Here is a 22,448-nt window from a genome sequence, read left to right as displayed (position 1 = left end):
AAGGGTTCCTAATTAGGAACCCTTTTTTTGCGTTTTTTCTACCTTATTTTGCGTCTACTACTTCCTTTAAGATTTCATATGACCGCTTTTGTTTCTCACTATCATAAATATACGAAACAGCCATAATTTCATCTACATTATAGTTGTTTTGGAAATCTGTTAGCTGTTTACGAATCGTCTCTTTACTTCCTTTGAAGGTTACGCTTGTCATAGATGAAATCATATTTTCTTCCATCGGATTCATATGAGCTTGCATGTTTTCTACAGGTGGTCTCATCGGCATTTTTGTACCGCGAATAACATTAAGGAAGAAGAAATGCATTGTTGAAGCTAGAAATTCAGCTTCTTCATCAGTCTCAGCTCCAATAACATTTAGCCCTACCGTCATATATGGTTTATCTAAATATGGAGAAGGTTTAAAACGTCTACGATAAATAGAAATAGCTTCTTCCATCTGCGCAGGAGCAAAATGAGATGCAAATACATATGGCAATCCAAGTTCCGCAGCTAAATAAGCTGAATCAGTGGAAGAGCCTAGAATATAAATGGGCACATTTGTCCCTACCCCAGGATAGGCTTTTACATACCCTTGGGTTTCTTCTGAACCAAAATACGTTAATAATTCTTTTACGTCCTCTGGGAAAGTATGAACAGAATCACTTTTTGAGCGACGCAGAGCACTTGCTGTCATCATATCTGTGCCAGGTGCACGCCCAAGACCTAAATCAACGCGGTCAGGATAAATTGTTGCCATCGTCCCAAATTGTTCTGCAACGACTAATGGAGCATGGTTAGGAAGCATAATTCCTCCAGAACCAACGCGGATGCTATTTGTGTTTTCTAGCGTATGTTTCATTAAAATAGAAGTTGCAGAACTTACAAGGGTAGGTGTATTGTGATGCTCTGCAATCCAATATCGTTTATAACCCATCTTCTCCGTAGCTTGAGCAAGATCGGCAACAGCGTCAATCGCTTCCTTCCCATCTTGTCCTTCTCGAATAGGAGCTAAGTTTAAAACCGAAACAGGGATATTAATATTTGACATAGGAATGTGTCCTTTCTTCATACAATTTTTAATGTATACAGTAGATTTACCTTTTATGTGCAGTTAGGAAATAAAATGGATTTCTTTTATCTCAGTTATTATATTTTAATATAATGTCGAGGGTTTGTTTAATAATCTGCTTAGTATTTACTAAGGGTTTTTTTATTGAAGAAAGAACAAGGTGTTTGTAATATAAAAAATTTAAAAGAATTACGTTTCGTTCACTTGTGACTGTAAGGAAAGAGGAGAATTTAAAAAATTCTTACTACAGTTGTAACCAATATTTTATAGGGGTAAAGAATGTTTTAGTACCATATTAATCTAAAAAAAGTTAAGACAAAACGATCAGATAAAGGCTTCCTTTAACTAACAAGAGAATTGTGAACAGTCCTCGCTCTTTTTTATGCTTGGAGCTATCCGTAGAAAAAGTGCAGAAATATTGAAACAAAAACGATGAGGTTACGTATAAGAAAAGAGGAAGGTGAACATATGGCTCATTGTACAAATTGTAATCATAAATGGAAAAAAAGAAGAGTGTGGCAACTGGGGTTTTCGAAAAAAGGAAAAGAATGTCCTGTTTGTAGGACAAAGCAGTTTATCTCCTTTGAAAATACAAGGCCTTTAATTGGCTTAGGCTATATAAGTGCAACCGTTGCTATCCTGTTCATTCTCTTATTCCCTTTTCTAGTAGAGTTAACAGAGAAAGAGGAAAAACCATTTTAAAATAGGAAGGGAAGAGGGATTAATATAAAAAAAGAATTGTACAAGCAAATGGAATGCGAAATCTATATATAGGAGAGGATTTAGTGAGTGACACGGGGTTTAGACGATTAAATGAAAAAAGTGTACGTGCAAAAATAATAGAAGGCATCCTTTCTTTATGTGCATATGCAATCATTATTGTTATATTGTTTTACTGTACATCGAGATGGGAATGGCCAAATTGGATTATAGGTGTGACCGTGTGCTTATCTCTATTATCTATACCGTTTCATCTTTATTTTCTGCCGAAGTGGGAATATCGTATATGGAGATACCGCATAAGTGAGACAAGTATTGAAATTATAAAAGGATTCCTATTTAAGCGTAAAATATTAATTCCGATGGTAAAAGTTCAACATGTTGATGCAAAACAAGGTCCTATCTTGAAAAGGTATCATCTGTATACTATTGTCTTATCCACAGCAGCAGGTAGCCATGAGATTCCTGGGGTATCTGAAGAAACCGCTGATGAGATTCGTGGGGAAATTGAAATGTATGCGAGGTTAGACGATGAACAAGTCTGACAAATTAACCATTCATCGCCTTCACCCTATTTCCATTCTTTATTTTATAATTGCTGCTATTAAAGAATCTCTATCCTTTATATGGATTTTTCCACTCATCGTTTTATTTGTTCATGAAAAAATAGGAGATCAAATTTCTACTTTGATGATCAACGTAACCGCAGGTAGTCTGATTATTCTTTTATTTTTAGTTGCAGCGGGGTTGAAATGGCGAGCCTTCACTTATCAAATACAAGAAAAAGGGATATATATTGAAACAGGTGTAGTTGTAACGAAAAAAAGATGGGTAACATCTGACCGTATTCAATCGTTAGATTCTACAGTACGTGTGTATGATCATTTATTTTCTACCCGAACTTTAACGATTGAACTTGCAGGTGGAAAGGAATCTAGTATCATCCTTAGCTGCATTTCCGAGGAAGAAGAGAAGCGGATTCGCCAGGTTTTATACGAATATAAGAAGGATAAGCTAAGAGAGCATGGTGAAGAATCCAGCCTTCAATTATCTAACAAAGATTTAATGGTGCATAGCCTGCTTTCTCCGAAGTTTGGCATTGTATTTACCTTTTTATTTCTCGGATTACTGAAATATTGGGATATAACAAAAGGAGAGGATAGGGACACCTTATTTACGTACTTAGCTAGTTGGTTCGGTTCTAACTGGATCCTCACTACTGTTATTCTTATGATCCTTCTCTCCTTTGCTCTTTCATTGTTCCTAACCTATGTTAGTGATTATCATTTTAAATTAGATAAAAATGAACGAGGAGAAATTGAAATTCAACAAGGACTATTCGAAAAGAAGCATCGAACAATTGCACAACACCGCATACAGGCTATCTTTATCACCGAACGACCATTACAGCGCCTGTTAGGATATGCATCAATCGAAGCTGTTGTTATTCAGAATAGCCAGGATGAACAAGTGAAAAAAACAATCTCCTTTATCCCTTTTGTTAAAAAGGAAAGAGTGAAATCTTTAATTGAGCTTTTTACTGGATATGAAAAAAGCAACAGCCTACACACTCCACCCAAGAAAGCTAGAATTTCTTACGTAGGACCACTTTTTCTAATGGGTTGTCTTCTGTTAATTCCATTGTGGGTGTATATACCAGAGCCATATCACTATTTTTCTCTCATTATCCCAATCCTAAGTTTATGGTTAGGGTGGAGAGAATACCGCACTACGGGTTGGAATCAAAGCGAACGTTTCCTGACTTTGCAATACGGGATTTTTTTTCGCAATACGGCCATTATTAAACGAGGACGTATTCAATGGATAGTGCTACGCCGAACATGGATGCAAGAAAGAAAACATCTGGCCTCCATCAATATGGCTGTAGCTTCAGGAAAAGAAAAGGTAAAGGTTTCCTTACATCACATTCCATATGAAGAGGCGATGGAGATTTATCAATGTACCCTGAAGAAAAAAGAAGAAGCATAGGAGTGAGAATATAGTCTATGTAAGTTAGGTCATTCCGCTCCTTGAGCACACAACCTCTGGGAGTGATGATAGAATATATCGCTATAAAGTTAAAATACATTTATTGGAGGAAGTTGCATTTTGGTTCTTCACTTCATCCATGATGATCAAGAAAAGCTAAAGCTGCTTCGAGCGATAAAGGATGATTTAAAACAGGGAGCTCCATTTGTTCTTGTTAGTGCATACGGACAGCGTGATGGGGAAGAGCTACAAAATAGATTGAACATCTAGAAAAGTTTTTGGCTAGATGCGGGCCGTGAACCATCTAAAGTAGAGGATATGTTAAAGACTATTATGAAAATCTCCTTTATCCCTGAGCATCAAATCCAAGAGTTATTAACGCAAGCTGGGTTTACAGGAGTAACTCAGTTTTATTCAACAGGGATCATGAAAGGTTGGATGTGTCACGCGGAATGAGGCACTAGCTAATGAGGGATACGTTTAGGTGAAAATGAGAGTGACTGTTTGTTTAAGTATATAACGAGTCACAAAAAAGAGTGGAGAACTTTGTATGTTCCCGCTCTTTTTTCTCTTTTACAAAAGAACAATACTTCTAGAACAAGATAATGAAGGTTACTAAGCCATTAACATGTCCTTTTCCTATGAAAATGTGTGTGTTTCTTCTCATGAAAACAAGATACTAGAGGTTATTTTGAACGAAAGGACTATAATTTTAATTAGAAAGATAGTAAGGGCTTACAAAAGAGTGTGTGAGCTAACAAGATCTTATCATCCATATTAAGCATGTCAATATCGTTTATAAATCGATTTTATTAAAAATTGCTAAAATATGTGAATGGGTATGATTTTAACTTACTGAAGAAAGGGGAATATAACATTGCGCTTAGCCTATGATCCATCACATTACCGAGATAATACAAACTTAAAGGATACGATTGATACCGTCGCAAGATTAGGATATGAGTATGTAGAATTATCACCACGTAAAGACTTTATTTGGTTTTATGAGTATCCAAAAGTGGACAAGGAGCTAATCAAAGATTTAAAACGCTATTGCAGTGATGCAGGGGTTAAAATTTCATCTGTCCTACCTGTTCAACAATGGTCTTCTCCAAATGAGGAAGAGCGCCAAGCGGCAGTTTGGAACTGGAAGAGATGCATCGAAATCACATCTGAATTAGGTGTTGATTTAATGAACAGTGAATTTAGTGGAGACAAAAGTCGTCCCGTCGAAAGTGAAGGTGCTTTTGTAAAATCAATGGAAGAACTTATGCCTATTTTCGAAAGAGAAGGAATTAACTTAAATCTTCAATCTCATCCAAATGACTTTATTGAGTTAAATACAGAAGCTATTCGTATGATTCGAGCTTTAGATAAAGACTGGATCAAGCTTGTTTATTCCGTACCACATGCTTTCTTTTATGATGATGGTATTGGAGACGTTGCTCAACATATTGATGAAGCAGGAGACTTACTTGCTCATGTTCTTATTGCCGATACACTGAATCATAAAGCAGCATACGGATTACGCTATATCGTTAATCCTCCTGATGCCAACGTAACAATTCATCAGCACTTAAATCCTGGTGAAGGAGAAATCAATTTTGAAGCTTTATATCAAAAATTAAGAGAAATCAATTTTGATGGTATTGTGACAAATGCCGTATTTGCTTACCCTGATCGTCCAGAATGGTCAAATGAAGTCACATTGAAATCGATTAGGGAGGGATTACGTATTTGATCATCAAGATTATGCCATTTATTGAGGGTAAGAAGGTGCTGTGACTTACTGTATCTCAAAACTTAGTTTTAAGATGGAATGCTAAATTCAAAGAAACCACCTTAGGTAAGGTGGTTTCTTTGAATTTAGCAATATATTTTAATTTTTCCTTATGTTATACAGAAAGTACACCTCTAAATTTGCAAATAAAAAAATGTCTCCCTAAGATGACAAGCTAACTGGATTTTTAAAGCATCCTCTGGATTATCAAAACTCAAATTTAATTGTTTTTCAATCTTTTTTAACCGCTGATAAAGAGTATTAATATGGATATGGAGTTGTTTTGCTGTGTTACTTGCTGATTTATTATTTTTAATATAAGCAAGGAGGTTTTTTTCTAAATCGTTGTGTTCTCCGTGTTCAGTCTGTAATGGAACACATACTTCATTCAAAAATCTCTCAATATCACCAGAAGGTTGTTGTAAAAACAGACGGTTTACCCCTATTTCTTCATAAAAGAAAAGTCCTGATTTATTACGACTTTTTAAAAGGGAGGTTTTTCATGAATCATGAACAAAATGCTACATCTCAACGGCAAAATCGGACAAAGACACATTTAAAGCAAGCTTTGATTGAACTTATAAAAGAGAAGGGATTTCATTCTGTTACTGTTAAAAATATTGTTGATTATGCCGCTTATAACCGTAGTACCTTTTATATTCATTACCTAGATAAATTGGAATTAGCTGAAGATTTACTACTTTCTATGCTTCAAGGGTTGGAAGCTTCAGTAGGTAGACCACATATACCTGGACGGAAGGTGTATACAACTAAGCTAAATGAACCATCTTTTAATATTGTTTCTTATATTTATAAAAACCGAGATTTCTTTGAATTAATTAACTATGAGGATACGTTACCAGGGTTACATACTCGCTTTTCTCAGACCATCTTAAAAATCTATAAAGAACAATTTGTTTTTGAAACGATCAACAATATCCCAGTTAATATGGATTATTTCAAACGTTATACATCTTATGGGTTTTACGGACTCCTTCACAATTGGATTCACAATGACTTTAAAGAAACCCAAGAGGAATTCATTAAAGAAGTCATCGATTTAACAAAAACCCATATTTACTCGTTTGAGTATATTAGAGGGGAAGATAGAAGCTAACTGATGGTGAATTTGCTTGGATTTTTTTACAGCACAAAAAACATAAATAGAAAGAATTTATTGAAATGTTATTGGAGAGAGTACTACATAATTCAAAACGTTGACAAAAGAGGATGTTGAAAAGGGAGGAGACACAGTCTACTCTTTAAGGTACCTTATAGTAAAGAGGAAAAGAGCTAAATTCGAATAGTTTACATTTATAGATTCATCTTCTTTATAAGAAGAAAAGTTTAATGAAAGAAACCGCTTGATTTAATAGGTGAAGCGGTTTCTTTCGTACATGATGAATTGTAGATAGACTAAATAAATATAAGTGAAGAAAACACTTTATGCTAAATAAAAGGAAGTGTATGAATCCGCTATTAGGAAGGGCTATGTAAACTTCCTTTGATAATAAGGAGTAAAAATTAGGGATGCGCAACTAAGTGAGTTGAACAATTTTGAAGTTTTCCTCCGTTAAAAGGGAGCAGGAGCAATCCGTTTTTCTCAGATGGAGGAACTTGCCGCAACTTCAAAGAAGTTCGTGAAGTCTGTTATAATTCCACCGCTTCCCAACTGTTTTTCTTGGAATAATGAGCGGTTTTTTCCGAATGGATCAATTGCAATGATAGTCCCTATCCCAGCTTTTTTCGCAGCAGTAAGGCCTGAAACAGCATCCTCAATAACTAAGCACTCACTTGGCTCAAAACCTAATTTCTTTGCTGCAATAATGAAAATATCTGGTTCTGGTTTACCAGGAAAGCTTCCGTCATCAAATGTGACATTGTTGAAATCGAACCAATCCGCTAAATGGAACACCTCAAAGTAAAATTCCACGTTTTCTTTTACTGTAGCAGTCGCAATGGTAAGAGGCATTCCTAATTCTTTCAGCTGATCTAAGGTTTCTACAAGCCCCTCTGTAAGCTTTAATTCTTTTTTGTTTTTAAGACACAATTCTCTATAATAGGCTTCTTTTTCGAAAGACAACTCTCCGATCTCTTGATCTGTTAAGTTTTCCGAGATAAAGTAAGTGAGGATTTCATTGTTCGTTCTTCCGTGAATATTCATTAAAATCTCTTCATCTGTGATTGATTTTGACGAATATTTATTAATCATAAAAAACCATGCTTTTTCATGTAAATGCGAATCTTGAAACATCGTGCCATTAAAATCAAAAATGATTCCCTTCATAAAGAGTCTCCTACCTTTTCTATTTTTATTTGGCAATTTTAACATCTACATACTGCTCATAATGAGTTTGAACATCTTTCATCACTTTATCATCTGTAATCAAGTAATCCATGTCATGTAAATTATAGAAAACGTAGAAATCCTCTCGATTGAATTTATGGTTATCGACAAGTAAAAATTTAGTACGCGAATTATTCAGCGCAATTTGATGAGCTTCTCCTTCTTCAATACTATAAGTAGAAATTTCATCATTGTGGATGCCGTTTGCGCTAATAAATGCTTTTGTGAAATTAAACTTCTGTAAGTTCCCATTCAGAATCGGACCAACGAATGCTCCCGTGTTTTTTCTGAAATCTCCGCCAATCAAGATAATGTCTGCTGTATCACAATGCTTTAAAATATCGAAAACAGGATAGTTATTGGTAATAATCCGAATGCGTTTATTTAATAGATGCTTCGCTAGAAGTTCAATTGTTGTGCCCGGTCCGAGAAAAACGGTATCACCGTCGTTTACATATGAAGCGGCTAGTTCTGCAATCTTGCTTTTTTCTCGCATTTGGACACCAAGTTTTTCATTATGTGATAATTCTTGATCAATTGAGTAAGAAATACTTTGAGCACCACCGTGAATGCGCACAATTTTTCCCGCTTTATCAAGTTCATCTAAATCTCTTCTCACTGTCATATCAGAAACGTCTAGTTCATCAATGATGTTATTAACCGTAATAAATCCTTGGGAGTTTACAATATCAATAATTTTTAGTAACCGCTCTCTTTTTAACATCTTACATCACCCCCTTAACTTTAAACATAATTTATCACATAGGTAAAAGAAGGTCAATGAAAACAAACATTAACAAACAAAAATGTATAAAACTCAATACCACTTATTTATTAACGATAAGTAATGTATTTGTTGTGTTTAAAGTATTTATTTATCAATGAAACTATTGACAATAAAATTGTATACGCTTACTATTAAACAAAAGATGACAATAATAAACATTAACAAACTTATTTTCACAATTTGTGATAGGAGGTTTTTAGTTATGCTGAAATTACCAGACGATTTTATTTTAGGTGGCGCAACAGCAGCGTATCAGGCAGAGGGGGCAACAAAAGAAGGTGGAAAAGGACCTGTTGCTTGGGATGAATTTCTTGAAAAGCAGGGAAGATTTAGTCCTGATCCTGCAAGTGATTTTTATCATCAATATCCTGAAGATATTAAATTATGTGAAAAGTTCGGAGTAGACAGCATCCGTCTTTCTATTGCTTGGACGAGAATTTTCCCAGATGGAGTAGGGGAGGTTAATCAGGAAGGCGTAGATTACTATCATCGTATTTTTGCAGAATGCCAAAAACGTAATATTACTCCTTTTGTGACACTTCATCATTTTGATACCCCAAAAGCATTATTTGATAAAGGTGACTTTTTAAATCGTGATACACTAGAAGCTTTTGTAAACTATGCCGAGTTTTGTTTCAATGAATTCACAGAGGTACGAAACTGGAGTACGTTCAATGAAATCTATCCTGTTGCCACAAATCAGTATTTACTTGGTGTTTTTCCTCCATCTATTAAAAGCGATTTTACTAGTATTATTCAATGTCTACATAATATGATGGTGGCCCATGCCATGACGATTAACTTATTTAAGGAGAATAACTATCCTGGTGAAATTGGCGTTGTTCATTCATTGGAAACGAAATATCCTGCAAGCGACTCAGAAGAAGATCGTCACGCTTGCTTCCTAGATGACGCGTTATCTGTTAGATTTCTCCTTGATGCTACTTATCTTGGTTATTATTCAGAGGAAACGATGCGTGCTATAGATGAAATTTGTAAAAAAAATGGAGCAACGTACGAGTTTTTAGACAACGATTTTGAAGTGATGAAAAAGGCATCAAAACGAAACGATTACCTTGGCATCAATCATTATCAGTGTCACTTTGTAAAAGCCTACGATGGAGAAACGATGATTCATCATAATGGGACAGGAGACAAAGGTACCTCTGTTTATAAAGTAAAGGGAATTGGCGAACGGATATACAAAGAAGGTCTGAAAAGAACGGATTGGGATTGGCTGATTTACCCGGAAGGAATGTACGATATTTTGATGCGTATTAAACAAGATTATCCGCACTACAATAAAATTTTCATTACTGAAAATGGAATGGGCTACAAAGATGAATTTGAAGATGGCGTTATTATGGATAAACCACGAATCGAATACTTAAAAGTGTATCTAGAAGCCATTAGTAAAGCCATTACAGATGGAGTCAATGTAAAAGGATACTTTTTATGGTCCTTAATGGATTTATTCTCTTGGACAAATGGATACAACAAACGTTACGGTCTTTTCTACGTTGATTTCGAGACGCAAAAGAGGTATCCAAAAGAGTCTGCTTATTGGTACAAGATGGTGAGTGAAACGAAAACAATCATTTGATTTCACCTTTCCCCATAAGGGTCTATGCCTTTATGGGGAGATTATAAATAAAAGATAAATACAGGGGGTTTTTTGGATGACTAAAGAAGATTTGCAAATGGTTGGTTTTGAAATTGTAGCATATGCAGGAGATGCAAGAAGTTCATTGTTAACTTTATTGAGAGAAGTGCGTGCAGGAAACTTTGAAAATGTCGAAGCAGGACTTGCGAGTGCTGATGAAAATTTAAAACTTGCGCATAATGCCCAGACGAAGATTTTAGCAGAAGAAGCTAAAGGAGAGGATTTGGACGTTGGGTTTATTTTTATACATGGACAGGATCATTTAATGACTACACTGCTTCTTCGTGAACTGATCCAAGATTTTATTGAACTCTACCGGAAAGACCGCTAAAGGGGAGGGAATAGGATGAACGGGATTATTAAGCAGATTGAAAAAGGGAAACCCATCTTTGAAAAAATCTCTAGAAACATTTATTTAGGTGCGATTCGGGATGGTTTCCTTAGCGCTATGCCTGTCATTTTGTTTGCGAGTCTTTTTATCCTTGTTGCTGCTGTTCCGGAAGTATTTGGTTTTGCCTGGCCTGAGCATGTATCGAATTGGTTGTGGAAAGTGTATAACTACTCTATGGGCGTTGTCGGACTCATTGTATCGGCTACAACGGCAAGATGTCTAAGCGAATCGGTTAATCGTAGAATGCCAGAGGGGAAGGTGATTAACTCTACCTCTGTTATGCTTGCTTCGATTGTTGGCTTCTTGCTGTTAAGCGTGACGCCGATTGATGGGGGTTTTTCAACTGATTACCTAGGATCAAAAGGTCTTTTAGCAGCTTTTGTTTCCGCCTTTATTACAGTGAACGTTTATAAATTTTGTGTATTGAAAAACATTACAATTAAAATGCCAAAAGAAGTACCAGGAACGATTTCTCAAACGTTCAAAGATATCTTTCCGTTTGCATTCTCTGTTTTAGCAATGGTTATCATTGATTTAATTGTTCGTAATACGCTTGACGTGTCTTTTGCGGAAGCGCTAACAACTTTGCTTTCGCCACTCTTTACAGCAGCTGATGGTTATCTCGGGATTTGTATTATTTGGGGAATGATGGCGCTGTTTTGGTTTGTTGGAGTACACGGTCCTTCCATTGTGGAACCTGCAATCGCTGCGATTATCTATGCAAATGTTGAAGCGAACTTAAAGCTTTTCAATGCTGGAGAACAAACTTCTAACGTGCTGACAGTTGGACTTGGAAACTTTGTCGGTACAATGGGAGGAACGGGCGCAACGCTTGTTGTTCCATTTATCTTCCTATTAATGGCGAAATCCAAACAGCTCAAAGCAGTCGGAAAAGCGTCTTTCGTTCCGGTATCATTTGCAGTAAACGAACCGCTTCTTTTCTCAGCACCAATTATTTTGAATCCTTATTTCTTTATTCCGTTTTTATTAACACCCATGGTGAACGTTTGCTTGTTTAAGTTTTTTGTCGATGTGATTGGCATGAATAGTTTTATGTACGTTCTGCCTTGGGCAACGCCAGCACCAATTGGTTTAGTGCTCGGTACAGGAATGAGCCTGTGGGCTTTCATTCTTGTAGCTCTACTCATCATCGTTGATTTTCTCATCTATCTGCCATTCTGTCGCGCTTATGATAATGTCCTTTTCGCGAAAGAAAAGGCAGAAGTACAGACAGAAGCATATACTTTTGTACAGCCTGCTGTTGTCGGTGCAACAGCACTTGGTGGAGGGGGTACCCATGTTCAAGAAAACACTCAAATAAGTGAAGCAGCACCAACGCTTGAGCAACAAACAAGAGTGTTAGTACTATGTGCAGGTGCCGGAACGAGTGCGATGCTTGCAAATGCACTAACGGAAGGTGCTGAAGATTACAACGTGCCAATTACGGCATCAGCAGGTGCTTATGGTTCTCATTACGACATTATGGAGAATTTCGATATGATTATTCTAGCTCCGCAAGTTGGTTCTTATTATGACGATATTAAAGAAGATGCAGATCGTTTAAACGTCAAACTTATCGCAACAAAGGGGGTAGAATATATCAATCTAACAAGAGACGCCAAAAAAGCAATTGATTTTGTGCTAGAACACCACCAATAGAAATCTACTTTCATTCTTATCTTTTAATTTCACTGTTAAAAGATAATGTAAGCGCTTTTTAGATAGAGTGGGCAAAGAGGAAATTATTGAATATGCTCTTTGGAATGATAATAGGCCCACACTTCGAGCCCTCCATTATGAAGCAATTGTTACGTCTATTGAAATAATAGATTCAGAGGGAAAGATAGACAATATTAGCTTAGGGTTTCGAACCTTTGCAGACTATCTAGACTATTCTCCGTATTCTGGCGCTCATGTCGGACGGGTAGCCGGAAGAAGAATAGTAGATGATTAATTTGAGATTGACGGCAACTCGTATAGTATCGATCAAAATGAAACGAATCATCAACATGGTGAAAGCTCAATTTTAGCCAAAGAATCTGGAATGTGGAAACACAGCTCGTAGAAGATCGTGTTTCCCTTTTCTTCACGAACAACGTATGCACTTAAAGTAACAAAGTAAACACAGTGTTCCATGTTATGAGTCAGTCTTGTTTTGGCTAAACCACTACAATTTATCCTAGGAGGATCATGTTTATGTTGAAAAAACATGTAAAAAAGTGTCTGTTGATTGGGATTTGTTTATCTCTTGCTTTGGCTGGTTCTTTCTTGATTAGTGCTCCTCAAAAAGCACAAGCGGCAAATTCATTTGCCTATGGAGCTGATATAGGTTGGATGAAACAACTAGAAGATGAAGGGGTAAAATGGGTCGACGATAAAGGCAAACAAAAAGATCCGTTAAAAATTCTTAAAGATCACGGAATTAACTCTGTAAGATTGAGAGTTTTTGTGGACCCACCAAGCAATTATTACTGGTTCAAAGACAATACAACATGGACGATGCTTGGGTACAGCGATAAAAAAGGAGTAATTGCTGCAGCAAAACGAGCTAAATCTTTAGGAATAAACGTTATGGTTGATTTCCATTATAGCGATGTTTTCGCAGATCCAGGGCATCAGATTAAGCCAAAAGCATGGACAAATTACACAAATACTCAACTCCAAACTGCTGTTTATAATCATACGTACGATGTGATGAAAGAATTAAAAAATAACGGTATTACTCCTGAGTGGGTTCAAGTTGGAAATGAAATTAACTCAGGAATCATGCTTCCTAATGGCAGTACGAACGATTTCAGTGCTTTAACTTCATTTCTTAATAAAGGCTATGACGCTGTAAAAGATGTAAGTCCATCTTCAAAAGTGGTAACACATCTAGCTCATGGCACAGACAATGGCTTGTTTCGCTGGTGGTTTGATAACTTCTTCAAAAACGGGGGGAAAACGGATGTGATTGGGGCTTCATTTTATCCGTATTGGGAAGGAAAACCATATTGGGAGGTAACAGGATCTTTAGCTTATAATTTAAATGATGTCGCTGCTCGCTATAACAAAGAAGTAATGGTTGTTGAAGTTGGAGGAGACGCACAAAATACAAAAGATTCGTATTGGACGATTTATGATACGATCAAAGTTGTGAAAAACGTGCCAAACGGGAAAGGAACCGGCGTATTTTATTGGGAACCTGAAGCCCATTCAAGCGTACTTCCGGACAAATATCCCCTAGGGGCTACAACTGAGGTTTCTAAAAAGGTATTACAATATACAATGGCGATTGATGCATTTCAAGACTGGGCTAAGAAAAAATAGAATGAAAACAAGGCTTGAACCTTCAAAAAGACACTCTACAGAGCAACTCTGTAGAGTGTCTTTTTATGTGATGCGAGATTAAAAGTTTCAGGAATCGTACTATTATAGAAAAAATTTGGGCACAAGTAGTTGCTATTTATTTAAAACAATTAGAAGGAGGGAAGGAATATGTTCCATTGTACAATCAAACCAAAATACTATTGCTTATTCCGTAAGTTCAATAAAATAATGATCTTTTCGATAAGATACCGCTTCCATCGTTGCGATTACGTCTTGTTCGTGCAAAACTTCAATTCGATAAAAACCCGTACGGAAATTTCGTTTTGTTTCTGTAGCACGAGCTACTAGTTTATCTCCAGATTTAGCTGAGGAAATGAATTGGATGGTTGTTGAGAGCCCTAAGGATGTTTTTCCATAAGCATTACAAGCAACTGGGCTACACTCTTAGTGCTTATCTATACAGCTCTTTCATATATGGGAGCTTCTAGTGTGGAAAAACTGGGTCTTTCAGAAAATGGAGCTGAGGTATTGGCTAAGGTTTCAACGTATTATTTTGGGTCTTACGGTTCCTTTTTCTTGGGCTTAATGATTACGGTAGCATGCTTAACGACAAGTGTAGGGCTTATTACCGCCTGTGCTTCCTTTTTTCATGAATTGTTTCCCAATACTTCTTATAAAAAAATTGCCGTTATATTGTCTATCTTTAGTACGCTTGTCGCTAATATAGGTTTAACACAGCTTATTAAAGACTCAACGCCCGTATTAATGACAATGTATCCAATTGCTATTTCTTTAATCTTTTTAACTTTTCTTCATCCTTTATTTAAAGGAAGGGGGGAAGTCTATCAAGGGAGTTTAATTTTTACCTTTGTTGTTAGCTTATTTGACGGCTTAAATGCCGCTAAAGTACAAATCAAAGTGATTCATCATCTTTTCACTGAGTTTCTTCCAATGTATGATATAGGATTAGGATGGTTGATTCCGTCCCTTTTAGGAGGAATAGGCGGATATATATTTAGCATATTAAGCAAGGAAACCTCTCGTCCTAGTGAAACTCAATTCAATAAATAAGGTTAGTCGGTTATTTAATGTTTAAGAGAATATATCAAGGGAAATCTTCTTTTGGAACAGCTTTTTATGAGCGTCCATACTATCTAAAAAAAGTTTCCAGAAGGAGAGGAAAGAGTCATGCCCACTGTTCAAACAAATGATGGAACAAACATATATTATGAGGAGCACGGAGAAGGGCGTCCCTTAGTGATGATTCATGGATGGGGCTTTTCAGGGCGCTTTTTCCAACGAAATATGAAATATTTAGCAGAGCACGCACACGTTATCACAATTGATCTTCGAGGACACGGCAATTCAGATAAGCCAGATCACGGGTATCACGTACCAAGGTTGGCGAGGGACCTATATGATATTTTCGTTCAGCTCAATCTTCAGGATGTAACAGTACTAGGCTGGTCGCTTGGATGTCCAGTCATCTGGAGCTACCTTGAGTTATTTGGGAACGAACGGCTGAGACAAGCAATATTTGTTCAGCAAACACCAAAACAGTATTATAATTTTGATTGGAAGTACGCTCATGCTAGCTGCTATGATGATGCTTCCTTTCAATACATGAAAGCACAAGTTCAATTAGATACCGCTCATTTTGATCAAAATCAAATCAACACCATTATTTCGACAGATCTTTCAAAAGAGGAAAGGAACATGCTGCTGACTGAAATGGCAAAAACGCCAACATTTGCTCGAGTTGCTATCATGGCTGATCATACCCGGTACGATTGGCGAGACTTTTTACCTCACATTAACCTACCATCTTTAGTATTAGTAGCTCAAAAAGATAGCGTATTTGATTGGAGAGGTCCTGCATGGGTTGGGGAGCATATACCAAATGCCAAGACCGTTTTCTTTGAAAACAGCAGCCATGCGTTGTTTATGGATGAAGTGGAAAAGTTTAATGAGACGGTGCTTCGTTTTATGAGTGGAATGATAAAATGAGATCAGAAGCTGTATCAAACCTAATGGTTTTGATACAGCTTCTTTATTATAAAAATTCAAAAAATCTCCTTTGGGCTTGAAAATAAAGTTAATCAAATCTTATGACGAAGCTACTTTAGGATACTTAGATAGCCAAGAACCATTGTTAAGAATCGAATATAATTTCTTATAAGTGAAGAAGATATATAAGAATTTGATAAATCAAATCCTTAGGAGGAGCATCCATATGTCATTTGAAGATAAGCTAAGAAGTGCAGGTCGTACAGTAAATGACGCTGTAAATAATGCTGTAAATGGTTTTGAAAACGGATTAAGTCATACTTTTGAGGAAAGCGAAAATATTTTAAACGGAATTACGGATGATATTCGAGAAAAGATTAGTGAAAATGCTGATGGTTTAGCAGTAATGTTTAGAAACTCCCATCCTGAAGCAGATTTTGATGAATGTGTGGCTATGGTAACTGTAGGAGCGGCTGCTTATGGAGCTTCTGTTGGTGGTCCGCTTGGCGCAGCCATAAATGCAGGAGGAGGAGTACATGCAGCACATATAGCTTGTCGTAGAGTATTCCCTGGATAAATAATAAATAGAATATATCTATAAAAGATCCTGTTCAAAGCAAAAATTGAATTGCCTAAGAGAATAACATAATTATCCTTTCTCTGAGAAGTAGGTAGTTTTCAAGAGAGGATGGTAGGAATGATTGATAATAAAATTAAACGTTGGAATCCATTTTGAATGATATATTTTCAAAATGGGTTCTTTTTTATTTAGTAATAAGGTAATCTGCTCATTCATTACTTTCTTCTTGTATAGTCCTATATAGACGTGTTTTGTCTATGTTCAGCTAGTTCTCTAAATGGAAAAGTTCCGCGTGTTTACCGCTAGTTATTCCCCCAATTCCTTTGAAAAAGCTAATTTAAGAAGGAGAATTCAAAAAGGCCATGAAAATTAAAATAGAAAATAAAAACGCTAAGAGGAGAGTTTAGCCAAATGACAGATGTAATTGTTGCTCATCATCAATTAAAAGAATTTGTTGTAAAGAAATTAACAAAGGCTGGTCTTTGTCAAGATCATGCGATTATAGTAGCGGATGTTTTGGTTCACGCAGATTTAAGAGGGGTTAGTTCTCATGGTGTACTAAGAACAGAGCATTATGTTAAGCGCTTAACCGAAGGAGGACTAAACCCTAATCCTCAATTTTCTGTAAAAGATATAGCGCCATCTGCTTCTGTTTTTGATGGTGATGACGGAATGGGACATGTAGTTGCTAAAGAAGCAATGAATCACGCTATTAAATTAGCAAATACGAATGGAATTGGGATGGTAACAGCTATTAATAGCAGCCATTGCGGGGCATTGTCTTATTTTGTACAGCAAGCTGCTGAACATAAAATGATTGGTATGGTGGTGACTCATACAGATAAAGTAGTGGTGCCATTTGGTGGAGCTAAGCCTTTTTTTGGTACAAACCCAATCGCATTCGGTTTTCCTGCTCTTGAACATAAACCAGTAATTCTTGACATGGCTACAAGCAATGTCGCCTTTGGGAAGGTCCTTCACGCGCGCGAAGCTGGTACCTCTATTCCTTCTGATTGGGGAGTGGACGGTAACGGAAAGACGACTACAGATCCAAACGAAGTAAAAGCCTTGCTGCCATTTGCGGGCCCTAAAGGTTATGGACTTGCTATGGTAGTGGACGTGCTTTCAGGACTACTTACTGGAGCAGCATTTGGACCTCATATTACAGCAATGTATGGTGACTACTCAAAGAAACGCAAACTTGGACATTTCTTATGTGCCATTAACCCCGCTATTTTCACTGATCATGATACATTTCTAGCCAATATGGATCAAATGATAAAGGAACTTCACGAAATAACGCCTGCTGAGGGGTTTTCAAAGGTCATGGTACCAGGGGAGCCTGAGCAATTAAAAGAGGAAATTAGACTGAGAGAAGGAGTTCCTGTAACTGAAACTGTCTATGATTATTTATCAAAAGAGTAGAGGCTAATCTATTTTTATAGACTATAAAGTTTCCTACCATTATATGAGTCTTTACTTATCTAGATTTTAAAGTTATTATTAGAGTCGATAAATAAATATACAATTCTACTAGGGGTGCCCGAAACGGGGCTGAGAGAAAAACCGATGTTTTTTAACCCTTTGGACCTGATCTGGATTATACCAGCGTAGGAAAGTAGCTAAGATAAACATTATTCTTTATTACTATACTATACCAGGTCCAAAAGTGGGCCTGGTTTTTATTATGCTCTATTTTCGTTTGGAGTGCTTTTAGAGCCAACCTATTTTAAAAAATCCTAGAAAAAATAGGCACTTGAACGGATTAACTGAGATAAAGCAGAAGGGGGAATTTATGTAATAAAACAAAATATCCGTTTTTATGGCATCCTACCTAGATCAGAATTGTAAACACTACAGCGTAAGGAGACAGCTATGAAGGAAGAAGCAAAAGATACTACTAATCATTATGAAGAAAAGATAGCATTGGATGAAAAATTGTCGTCTTCAAAAACCTTTCTCTATGGATTGCAGCATGTTTGTGTTTCAAACGTTTGGCTAGATCCTATCTTTGTTGCTGCAATGATTGGTTTACCACTTTCACAATCGGCAAATATCGTAAGTGCTATATTCATTGTAGCTGGTTTAGTGACATTAATTCAGGCTACCAAGCTAGTAAAATTACCTATCGTTCAGGGACCATCTGCTGCTTTTGACTCAGTTATGATTGCGGCAGGTAAAGCAAATGGCTTAGCTGCTGCAAGCGGCGGTATTTTTTTAAGTGCAATTATTGTGTTTGTTTTATCTATTACAGGTATTATCGGCCGTTTAAAGTCATTATTTACCCCTGTTATTTCAGGTACCGTCATTTTTCTTGTTGGAATATCTTTATCAGAGTTCACTCTATCCGAATTTTTGGGAGGGGCGCCTGGGGATGAATCATTTGCAAGTCCATCAACATTAACGTTATCAATCACAACGTCCCTCATTGTGTTAAGTTTATCTCTTTTTGGTAAAGGTTTATGGAAATCCTTTTCCTTTTTAATTGCATTAGTTGTTGGAGACATCCTCGCCATTATGCTTGGAAAAGCTGATTTTTCTCTAATTGAAAGTAAACCTTGGTTTGGAATTCCACAGTTCCTTCCATATGGAAATTTAACGTTTCAGTGGGAAGCCTTTTTAACTTTCTTTGTCGTATATATTGTAGCCATTATTGAAGCAATGGGAGTATACCAGGCTTCAGGTGAAATGCTGAATACTGAAATTAACAAAAAAAGAATTCGCAATGGGTTTGCAGGCGAAGCGGCTGGTTCATTTCTATCTTCCCTTATTGGAGGATTTCCTACTACTGCGTATGCTCAAAATGTCGGATTGCTAAGGTTGACAGGAGTAGCTTCGAGATATCCGGTCATGGTGGCGGGGGGGATTTTCCTGCTGTTCGGATTCTTTCCAAAAATCGGAGCATTACTTGCTTTAACACCTGCTCCTGTCGTAGGAGGAATCTTTTTGCCTGCTGCTGCTACACTTGTGTCTACAGGTATTTCTATTCTTACTAAAGCAAAAAATACAGAAAAAAATTATCTTATCATCGGGTTATCCATGTTGCTGGCACTTTCATTGCCTCACTATTCCGGTAATATAGATGGAATCTTAGGCACAATGCTTTCTAATAGTATATTAATTGGAGCATTCACTACTATCTTTCTACAACTGATACTTATCACTATACCTAATAAACTGAAAAGAGGGCGTTTAGAATGAGAGAAGATTCAAGAATGATCACTTACGAAATCTTACAGTTTATCGAAAGCAATGCACAGGAAAAGCAAACGAATCCTGATATCGCTGAAGTGACATATAATGAGCTGGCACTGAAATTGTTTCAATATCAGTTTAAGCATAATAAGGCTTATAAGAAATTTTGCCAGGCGAGAAAAAGAACGCCTTTGACAGTGAAGAGATGGATAGATATTCCTCCGATGCCCATTCAGGGATACAAGGAATTAACGTTATCTTGTGAACCAATCGAGGAAGCAGAAGCAGTTTTTATGACAAGTGGGACAACGAATCCTGAGGCGAAAGGGAAGAATTATCATCCTGATCTTACTGTATGGGATGCTTCTATGAAGGGGCCATTTAAGCGATTTGTTATGCCAGATTATGAGAAAATGACTATTTTTGTACTTTCACCTGCGGAAGATCTTAACCAAAATTCTTCCTTATCAAGATACTTATCAAATGCTGTGTCCTATTTTGGAACAGGGAATAGCGAATTCTTTTTCAGTGAAGAGGGACTTAACTTCGAAAGGCTCGTTTCTCAATTAAAAAGATGTGAGGAGAAAAGAGAGCCTGTGATGCTAATGGGGGCAAGCTTTGCTTATGTTCATATCCTTGATTACTTAAAAGAAAAGCAAATTCAGTTCGGGCTACCAGAAAAAAGCCGGATTTTTGATACAGGAGGCTTTAAAGGTCAGTCACGGGAAGTGGATATGGAGCATTTGTACACTGAGTTTCAGACGTATTTTCAAATTGGCCGTGATAAATGTATCAATATGTATGGAATGACAGAACTCAGTTCTCAAATCTATGATCAAACAATTCTAAGTAGTTATTTGCATCCATCTGTTATCCATGATAAGGCGGCAGCTCCTTGGATAAAAACCGTTATTTTAAATACGGAAACGCTAGAACCCGTCCAAGAGGGGGAGAAAGGTGTTATTGCACATTACGATCTTGCCAATTGGAATTCGTGCCTAGCTATTTTAACAGAAGATCTGGGCTGTCAAACGGAAAATGGCTTCGTTCTTCTTGGAAGAATAAAAGATTCCGAGGCAAGAGGCTGTTCCATTGCCGTCGATCAGTTAATACAGTCAAATTCAGGTGGTGCGGTAAGATAGTGAAAAAGATAAAAGAATTGAATGCATATCGTGTGCCTGATTCCATTGAATTAAACGAATTTCAGTTGAAAACGATTGAAAGTAGTGACATTACTTTCACATTAAAAATTCCTGTTATTACAGTGGATGTGTTAGAGAGAATTATTCATCAAGTGCAAATTAATCGTGACCAGTATTTGGCCTCTATGCCTATTGCTGATATTGTTAACAAAATTGATATGGCCGTTCAAAAATGGCTGAATCCGGACTATCCGCTTCGTAAGTTAGCAGAAAGAGTCATTCCCATTATAACGGGTTATGATCAAGAGATGGTCCGGTTGCAACTAAAAAGATATATGCGTACCTTTCGAAAAAAAGAATTATTGCGCTTTCTAGATGAAGAGTTCGATCAGCCGGCAATGTTAGATGAATTTCGTCCTCGAAAATCCGGCGGTATGAGCAAGGCTTTTGGACCACGTACCATTTTTCATGTTTTCTCTGGAAATGTTCCAGGAGTTCAAATCTGGAGTTTAATTATGGGGCTTATGGTTAAATCAAGTACGATCGGAAAAGTCTCAATGGCTGAACCTCTGTTCCCTGTTTTATTTACAGAGTCATTAGCGGAGGTTGATGAAAAACTTGCCGAAACGATTGCGATACTCCCGTGGAAAGGGGGAACAAATGAATTAGAAGGGACAACCATTGAAACTAGCGACGCTGTGATTGTCTATGGAACAAATGATACTGTTGAAAAACTGAAGAGCAAGGTTCCCCCTCATAAGAAGTTCTTAAGTTATGGACATAAAATCAGCTTCTCCTTAATTGGCAAGGAAGCTTTAACTCCCGATTTGTACTATAAAACGATTCAAAAATTAGCGGAAGATATCAGTGTCTATGACCAACAAAGCTGTCTATCTCCCCAGACTGTTTTTGTGGAAGAAGGAGGAGGAATCAGTGCAAAACAATTCGCCCAAATGTTAGGTGCAGAACTTGAACGTTATCATAAAAAAAGACCACGGGCAAAGCTAACAGATGAAGAGGCCATGTCTATTCAACGGTTAAGAAGCCGCTTTGAGCTGGAGTCCCTGCAACAAGATAATGTAACGGTTCTTTCAAGCGAAAGGGGTACATCTTGGACTGTTATTTATCACGAAGAACTCGGATTTGAAGGTTCTCCCTTGAATCGCTCTATTCACGTATACTCGGTAGTAGAGTCAATTGAACAGGCAGTTCATATTATTAAGCCGTATCAACAATATTTACAGTCATGTGGGCTTGCAGTAGCTCCTTCGAGATTATTCCAACTAGCCGATCGCCTAGGAGAATTAGGTGTAAATAGAATCACTCCAGTAGGCGAAATGAATCAAGCAAAGCCAGGTTGGCACCATGATGGAGGGTTTAATCTCCTTGATCTTGTAAGAATGACAGATATTGAACGGAATGTAGAAGAGGACTTGGAACGTTTTGATCCAGATGTTGAATAGAAGGTGGGG

20 protein-coding genes, 2 pseudogenes and 1 riboswitch are annotated in these 22,448 nt (G+C 37.0%); of the genes and pseudogenes, 17 read left to right on the top strand and 5 right to left on the bottom strand.

All coding sequences use genetic code 11. The annotated features are described in order from the left end of the window. Positions 1 to 43 precede the first annotated feature (43 nt). The gene (locus tag BM012_RS09910) at positions 44 to 1,045 is read right to left on the bottom strand and encodes an LLM class flavin-dependent oxidoreductase (RefSeq protein ID WP_061804261.1); all 1,002 of its coding nucleotides are present in this window, start codon (positions 1,043 to 1,045) and stop codon (positions 44 to 46) included. A 489-nt stretch (positions 1,046 to 1,534) separates the two neighbouring features. Between BM012_RS09910 and BM012_RS09905 the strand changes: the two genes are divergently transcribed. From BM012_RS09905 to BM012_RS09890, 5 genes are all read left to right on the top strand, one after another. After that, a complete protein-coding gene (locus tag BM012_RS09905; RefSeq protein WP_061804262.1) occupies positions 1,535 to 1,768 on the top strand; it encodes a hypothetical protein in 234 nt (77 codons plus the stop codon). An 83-nt stretch (positions 1,769 to 1,851) separates the two neighbouring features. Further along, the gene (locus tag BM012_RS09900) at positions 1,852 to 2,331 is read left to right on the top strand and encodes a PH domain-containing protein (protein ID WP_082802567.1); all 480 of its coding nucleotides are present in this window, start codon (positions 1,852 to 1,854) and stop codon (positions 2,329 to 2,331) included. Further along, positions 2,318 to 3,775: a PH domain-containing protein gene (locus BM012_RS09895; protein WP_061804264.1), complete on the top strand. Its 1,458-nt coding sequence runs from the start codon at positions 2,318 to 2,320 to the stop codon at positions 3,773 to 3,775. Before BM012_RS09900 ends, BM012_RS09895 begins: the two co-directional genes overlap by 14 nt. Before the next feature lie 120 nt (positions 3,776 to 3,895). Continuing rightward, on the top strand, positions 3,896 to 4,045 hold the full coding sequence (locus BM012_RS26375) for a hypothetical protein (protein ID WP_161939303.1): 150 nt from the start codon (positions 3,896 to 3,898) through the stop codon (positions 4,043 to 4,045). Positions 4,046 to 4,652: 607 nt separating this feature from the next. After that, on the top strand, positions 4,653 to 5,516 hold the full coding sequence (locus tag BM012_RS09890; protein ID WP_061804265.1) for a sugar phosphate isomerase/epimerase family protein: 864 nt from the start codon (positions 4,653 to 4,655) through the stop codon (positions 5,514 to 5,516). 173 nt (positions 5,517 to 5,689) lie between these two features. Here BM012_RS09890 and BM012_RS09885 read toward each other — a convergent pair whose 3' ends face one another. Next, the gene (locus BM012_RS09885) at positions 5,690 to 5,947 is read right to left on the bottom strand and encodes a PucR family transcriptional regulator (protein ID WP_061804266.1); all 258 of its coding nucleotides are present in this window, start codon (positions 5,945 to 5,947) and stop codon (positions 5,690 to 5,692) included. 110 nt (positions 5,948 to 6,057) lie between these two features. Here BM012_RS09885 and BM012_RS09880 point away from each other — a divergent pair, with 110 nt between their 5' ends. Then, entirely contained in the window at positions 6,058 to 6,672 is a 615-nt protein-coding gene (locus tag BM012_RS09880; RefSeq protein WP_061804267.1) for a TetR/AcrR family transcriptional regulator, read from the top strand. 486 nt (positions 6,673 to 7,158) lie between these two features. On the opposite strand, the gene BM012_RS09875 is transcribed toward BM012_RS09880, so the two are convergent. Both BM012_RS09875 and BM012_RS09870 read right to left on the bottom strand, forming a co-directional pair. Beyond that, a complete protein-coding gene (locus tag BM012_RS09875) occupies positions 7,159 to 7,842 on the bottom strand; it encodes an HAD family hydrolase (RefSeq protein ID WP_061804268.1) in 684 nt (227 codons plus the stop codon). Between the two features lie 25 nt (positions 7,843 to 7,867). After that, complete coding sequence (locus BM012_RS09870; RefSeq protein ID WP_061804269.1) at positions 7,868 to 8,626, bottom strand: DeoR/GlpR family DNA-binding transcription regulator; 759 nt, start codon at positions 8,624 to 8,626, stop codon at positions 7,868 to 7,870. 265 nt (positions 8,627 to 8,891) lie between these two features. Between BM012_RS09870 and lacG the strand changes: the two genes are divergently transcribed. The 4 genes from lacG to BM012_RS09850 all read left to right on the top strand — a co-directional run bounded on the left by lacG (position 8,892) and on the right by BM012_RS09850 (position 14,052). Beyond that, positions 8,892 to 10,292 (top strand): 6-phospho-beta-galactosidase, encoded by a 1,401-nt coding sequence (lacG, locus tag BM012_RS09865; RefSeq protein WP_061804270.1) that lies wholly within the window; start codon positions 8,892 to 8,894, stop codon positions 10,290 to 10,292. Between the two features lie 76 nt (positions 10,293 to 10,368). Beyond that, complete coding sequence (locus tag BM012_RS09860; protein ID WP_061804271.1) at positions 10,369 to 10,683, top strand: PTS sugar transporter subunit IIA; 315 nt, start codon at positions 10,369 to 10,371, stop codon at positions 10,681 to 10,683. Positions 10,684 to 10,698: 15 nt separating this feature from the next. After that, positions 10,699 to 12,402 (top strand): PTS lactose transporter subunit IIBC, encoded by a 1,704-nt coding sequence (locus BM012_RS09855; protein WP_061804272.1) that lies wholly within the window; start codon positions 10,699 to 10,701, stop codon positions 12,400 to 12,402. A gap of 537 nt (positions 12,403 to 12,939) precedes the next feature. Continuing rightward, positions 12,940 to 14,052 carry a glycoside hydrolase family 53 protein gene (locus BM012_RS09850; protein ID WP_061804273.1) on the top strand — a complete coding sequence of 371 codons (1,113 nt, stop codon included), beginning with the start codon at positions 12,940 to 12,942 and terminating at the stop codon, positions 14,050 to 14,052. A 204-nt stretch (positions 14,053 to 14,256) separates the two neighbouring features. Here the strand turns inward: BM012_RS09850 and BM012_RS09845 are convergent. Continuing rightward, positions 14,257 to 14,454 (bottom strand): annotated as a pseudogene (locus BM012_RS09845) (PaaI family thioesterase); the annotation flags it as partial. A gap of 33 nt (positions 14,455 to 14,487) precedes the next feature. On the opposite strand from BM012_RS09845, the pseudogene BM012_RS09840 reads away from it, so the two are divergent. The 7 genes and pseudogenes from BM012_RS09840 to BM012_RS09810 form a co-directional block, all read left to right on the top strand. Further along, positions 14,488 to 15,123 (top strand): annotated as a pseudogene (locus tag BM012_RS09840) (branched-chain amino acid transport system II carrier protein); the annotation flags it as partial. Between the two features lie 117 nt (positions 15,124 to 15,240). Next, positions 15,241 to 16,059 carry an alpha/beta fold hydrolase gene (locus BM012_RS09835; protein ID WP_061804274.1) on the top strand — a complete coding sequence of 273 codons (819 nt, stop codon included), beginning with the start codon at positions 15,241 to 15,243 and terminating at the stop codon, positions 16,057 to 16,059. Between the two features lie 226 nt (positions 16,060 to 16,285). Beyond that, complete coding sequence (locus tag BM012_RS09830; protein WP_061804275.1) at positions 16,286 to 16,636, top strand: hypothetical protein; 351 nt, start codon at positions 16,286 to 16,288, stop codon at positions 16,634 to 16,636. A gap of 414 nt (positions 16,637 to 17,050) precedes the next feature. Beyond that, a complete protein-coding gene (gene allD / locus BM012_RS09825; protein WP_061804276.1) occupies positions 17,051 to 18,064 on the top strand; it encodes an ureidoglycolate dehydrogenase in 1,014 nt (337 codons plus the stop codon). Positions 18,065 to 18,164: 100 nt separating this feature from the next. After that, positions 18,165 to 18,273, top strand: a riboswitch (TPP riboswitch). A 241-nt stretch (positions 18,274 to 18,514) separates the two neighbouring features. Then, a complete protein-coding gene (locus BM012_RS09820) occupies positions 18,515 to 19,840 on the top strand; it encodes a solute carrier family 23 protein (protein ID WP_201030246.1) in 1,326 nt (441 codons plus the stop codon). Further along, positions 19,837 to 20,976 (top strand): LuxE/PaaK family acyltransferase, encoded by a 1,140-nt coding sequence (locus BM012_RS09815; RefSeq protein WP_061804277.1) that lies wholly within the window; start codon positions 19,837 to 19,839, stop codon positions 20,974 to 20,976. Before BM012_RS09820 ends, BM012_RS09815 begins: the two co-directional genes overlap by 4 nt. Next, the gene (locus tag BM012_RS09810; protein ID WP_061804278.1) at positions 20,976 to 22,439 is read left to right on the top strand and encodes an acyl-CoA reductase; all 1,464 of its coding nucleotides are present in this window, start codon (positions 20,976 to 20,978) and stop codon (positions 22,437 to 22,439) included. The genes BM012_RS09815 and BM012_RS09810 overlap by 1 nt, the downstream gene beginning before the upstream one ends. Positions 22,440 to 22,448: the final 9 nt, after the last annotated feature.

The sequence above is a fragment of the Priestia endophytica DSM 13796 genome, assembly GCF_900115845.1.
Classification (GTDB): domain Bacteria; phylum Bacillota; class Bacilli; order Bacillales; family Bacillaceae_H; genus Bacillus_I; species Bacillus_I endophytica.
This window is presented reverse-complemented; position numbering and strand designations above follow the sequence as displayed.

Excerpts from the sequence above, each read along its gene's own strand:
- BM012_RS09910 (WP_061804261.1), bottom strand. The coding sequence starts at position 1,045 with ATGTCAAATATTAATATCCCTGTTTCGGTTTTAAACTTAGCTCCTATT.
- BM012_RS09905 (WP_061804262.1), top strand. The coding sequence starts at position 1,535 with ATGGCTCATTGTACAAATTGTAATCATAAATGGAAAAAAAGAAGAGTG.
- BM012_RS09895 (WP_061804264.1), top strand. The coding sequence starts at position 2,318 with ATGAACAAGTCTGACAAATTAACCATTCATCGCCTTCACCCTATTTCC.
- BM012_RS09880 (WP_061804267.1), top strand. The coding sequence starts at position 6,058 with ATGAATCATGAACAAAATGCTACATCTCAACGGCAAAATCGGACAAAG.
- BM012_RS09875 (WP_061804268.1), bottom strand. The coding sequence starts at position 7,842 with ATGAAGGGAATCATTTTTGATTTTAATGGCACGATGTTTCAAGATTCG.
- BM012_RS09870 (WP_061804269.1), bottom strand. The coding sequence starts at position 8,626 with ATGTTAAAAAGAGAGCGGTTACTAAAAATTATTGATATTGTAAACTCC.
- lacG (WP_061804270.1), top strand. The coding sequence starts at position 8,892 with ATGCTGAAATTACCAGACGATTTTATTTTAGGTGGCGCAACAGCAGCG.
- BM012_RS09860 (WP_061804271.1), top strand. The coding sequence starts at position 10,369 with ATGACTAAAGAAGATTTGCAAATGGTTGGTTTTGAAATTGTAGCATAT.
- BM012_RS09855 (WP_061804272.1), top strand. The coding sequence starts at position 10,699 with ATGAACGGGATTATTAAGCAGATTGAAAAAGGGAAACCCATCTTTGAA.
- BM012_RS09850 (WP_061804273.1), top strand. The coding sequence starts at position 12,940 with ATGTTGAAAAAACATGTAAAAAAGTGTCTGTTGATTGGGATTTGTTTA.
- BM012_RS09835 (WP_061804274.1), top strand. The coding sequence starts at position 15,241 with ATGCCCACTGTTCAAACAAATGATGGAACAAACATATATTATGAGGAG.
- BM012_RS09830 (WP_061804275.1), top strand. The coding sequence starts at position 16,286 with ATGTCATTTGAAGATAAGCTAAGAAGTGCAGGTCGTACAGTAAATGAC.
- allD (WP_061804276.1), top strand. The coding sequence starts at position 17,051 with ATGACAGATGTAATTGTTGCTCATCATCAATTAAAAGAATTTGTTGTA.
- BM012_RS09820 (WP_201030246.1), top strand. The coding sequence starts at position 18,515 with ATGAAGGAAGAAGCAAAAGATACTACTAATCATTATGAAGAAAAGATA.
- BM012_RS09815 (WP_061804277.1), top strand. The coding sequence starts at position 19,837 with ATGAGAGAAGATTCAAGAATGATCACTTACGAAATCTTACAGTTTATC.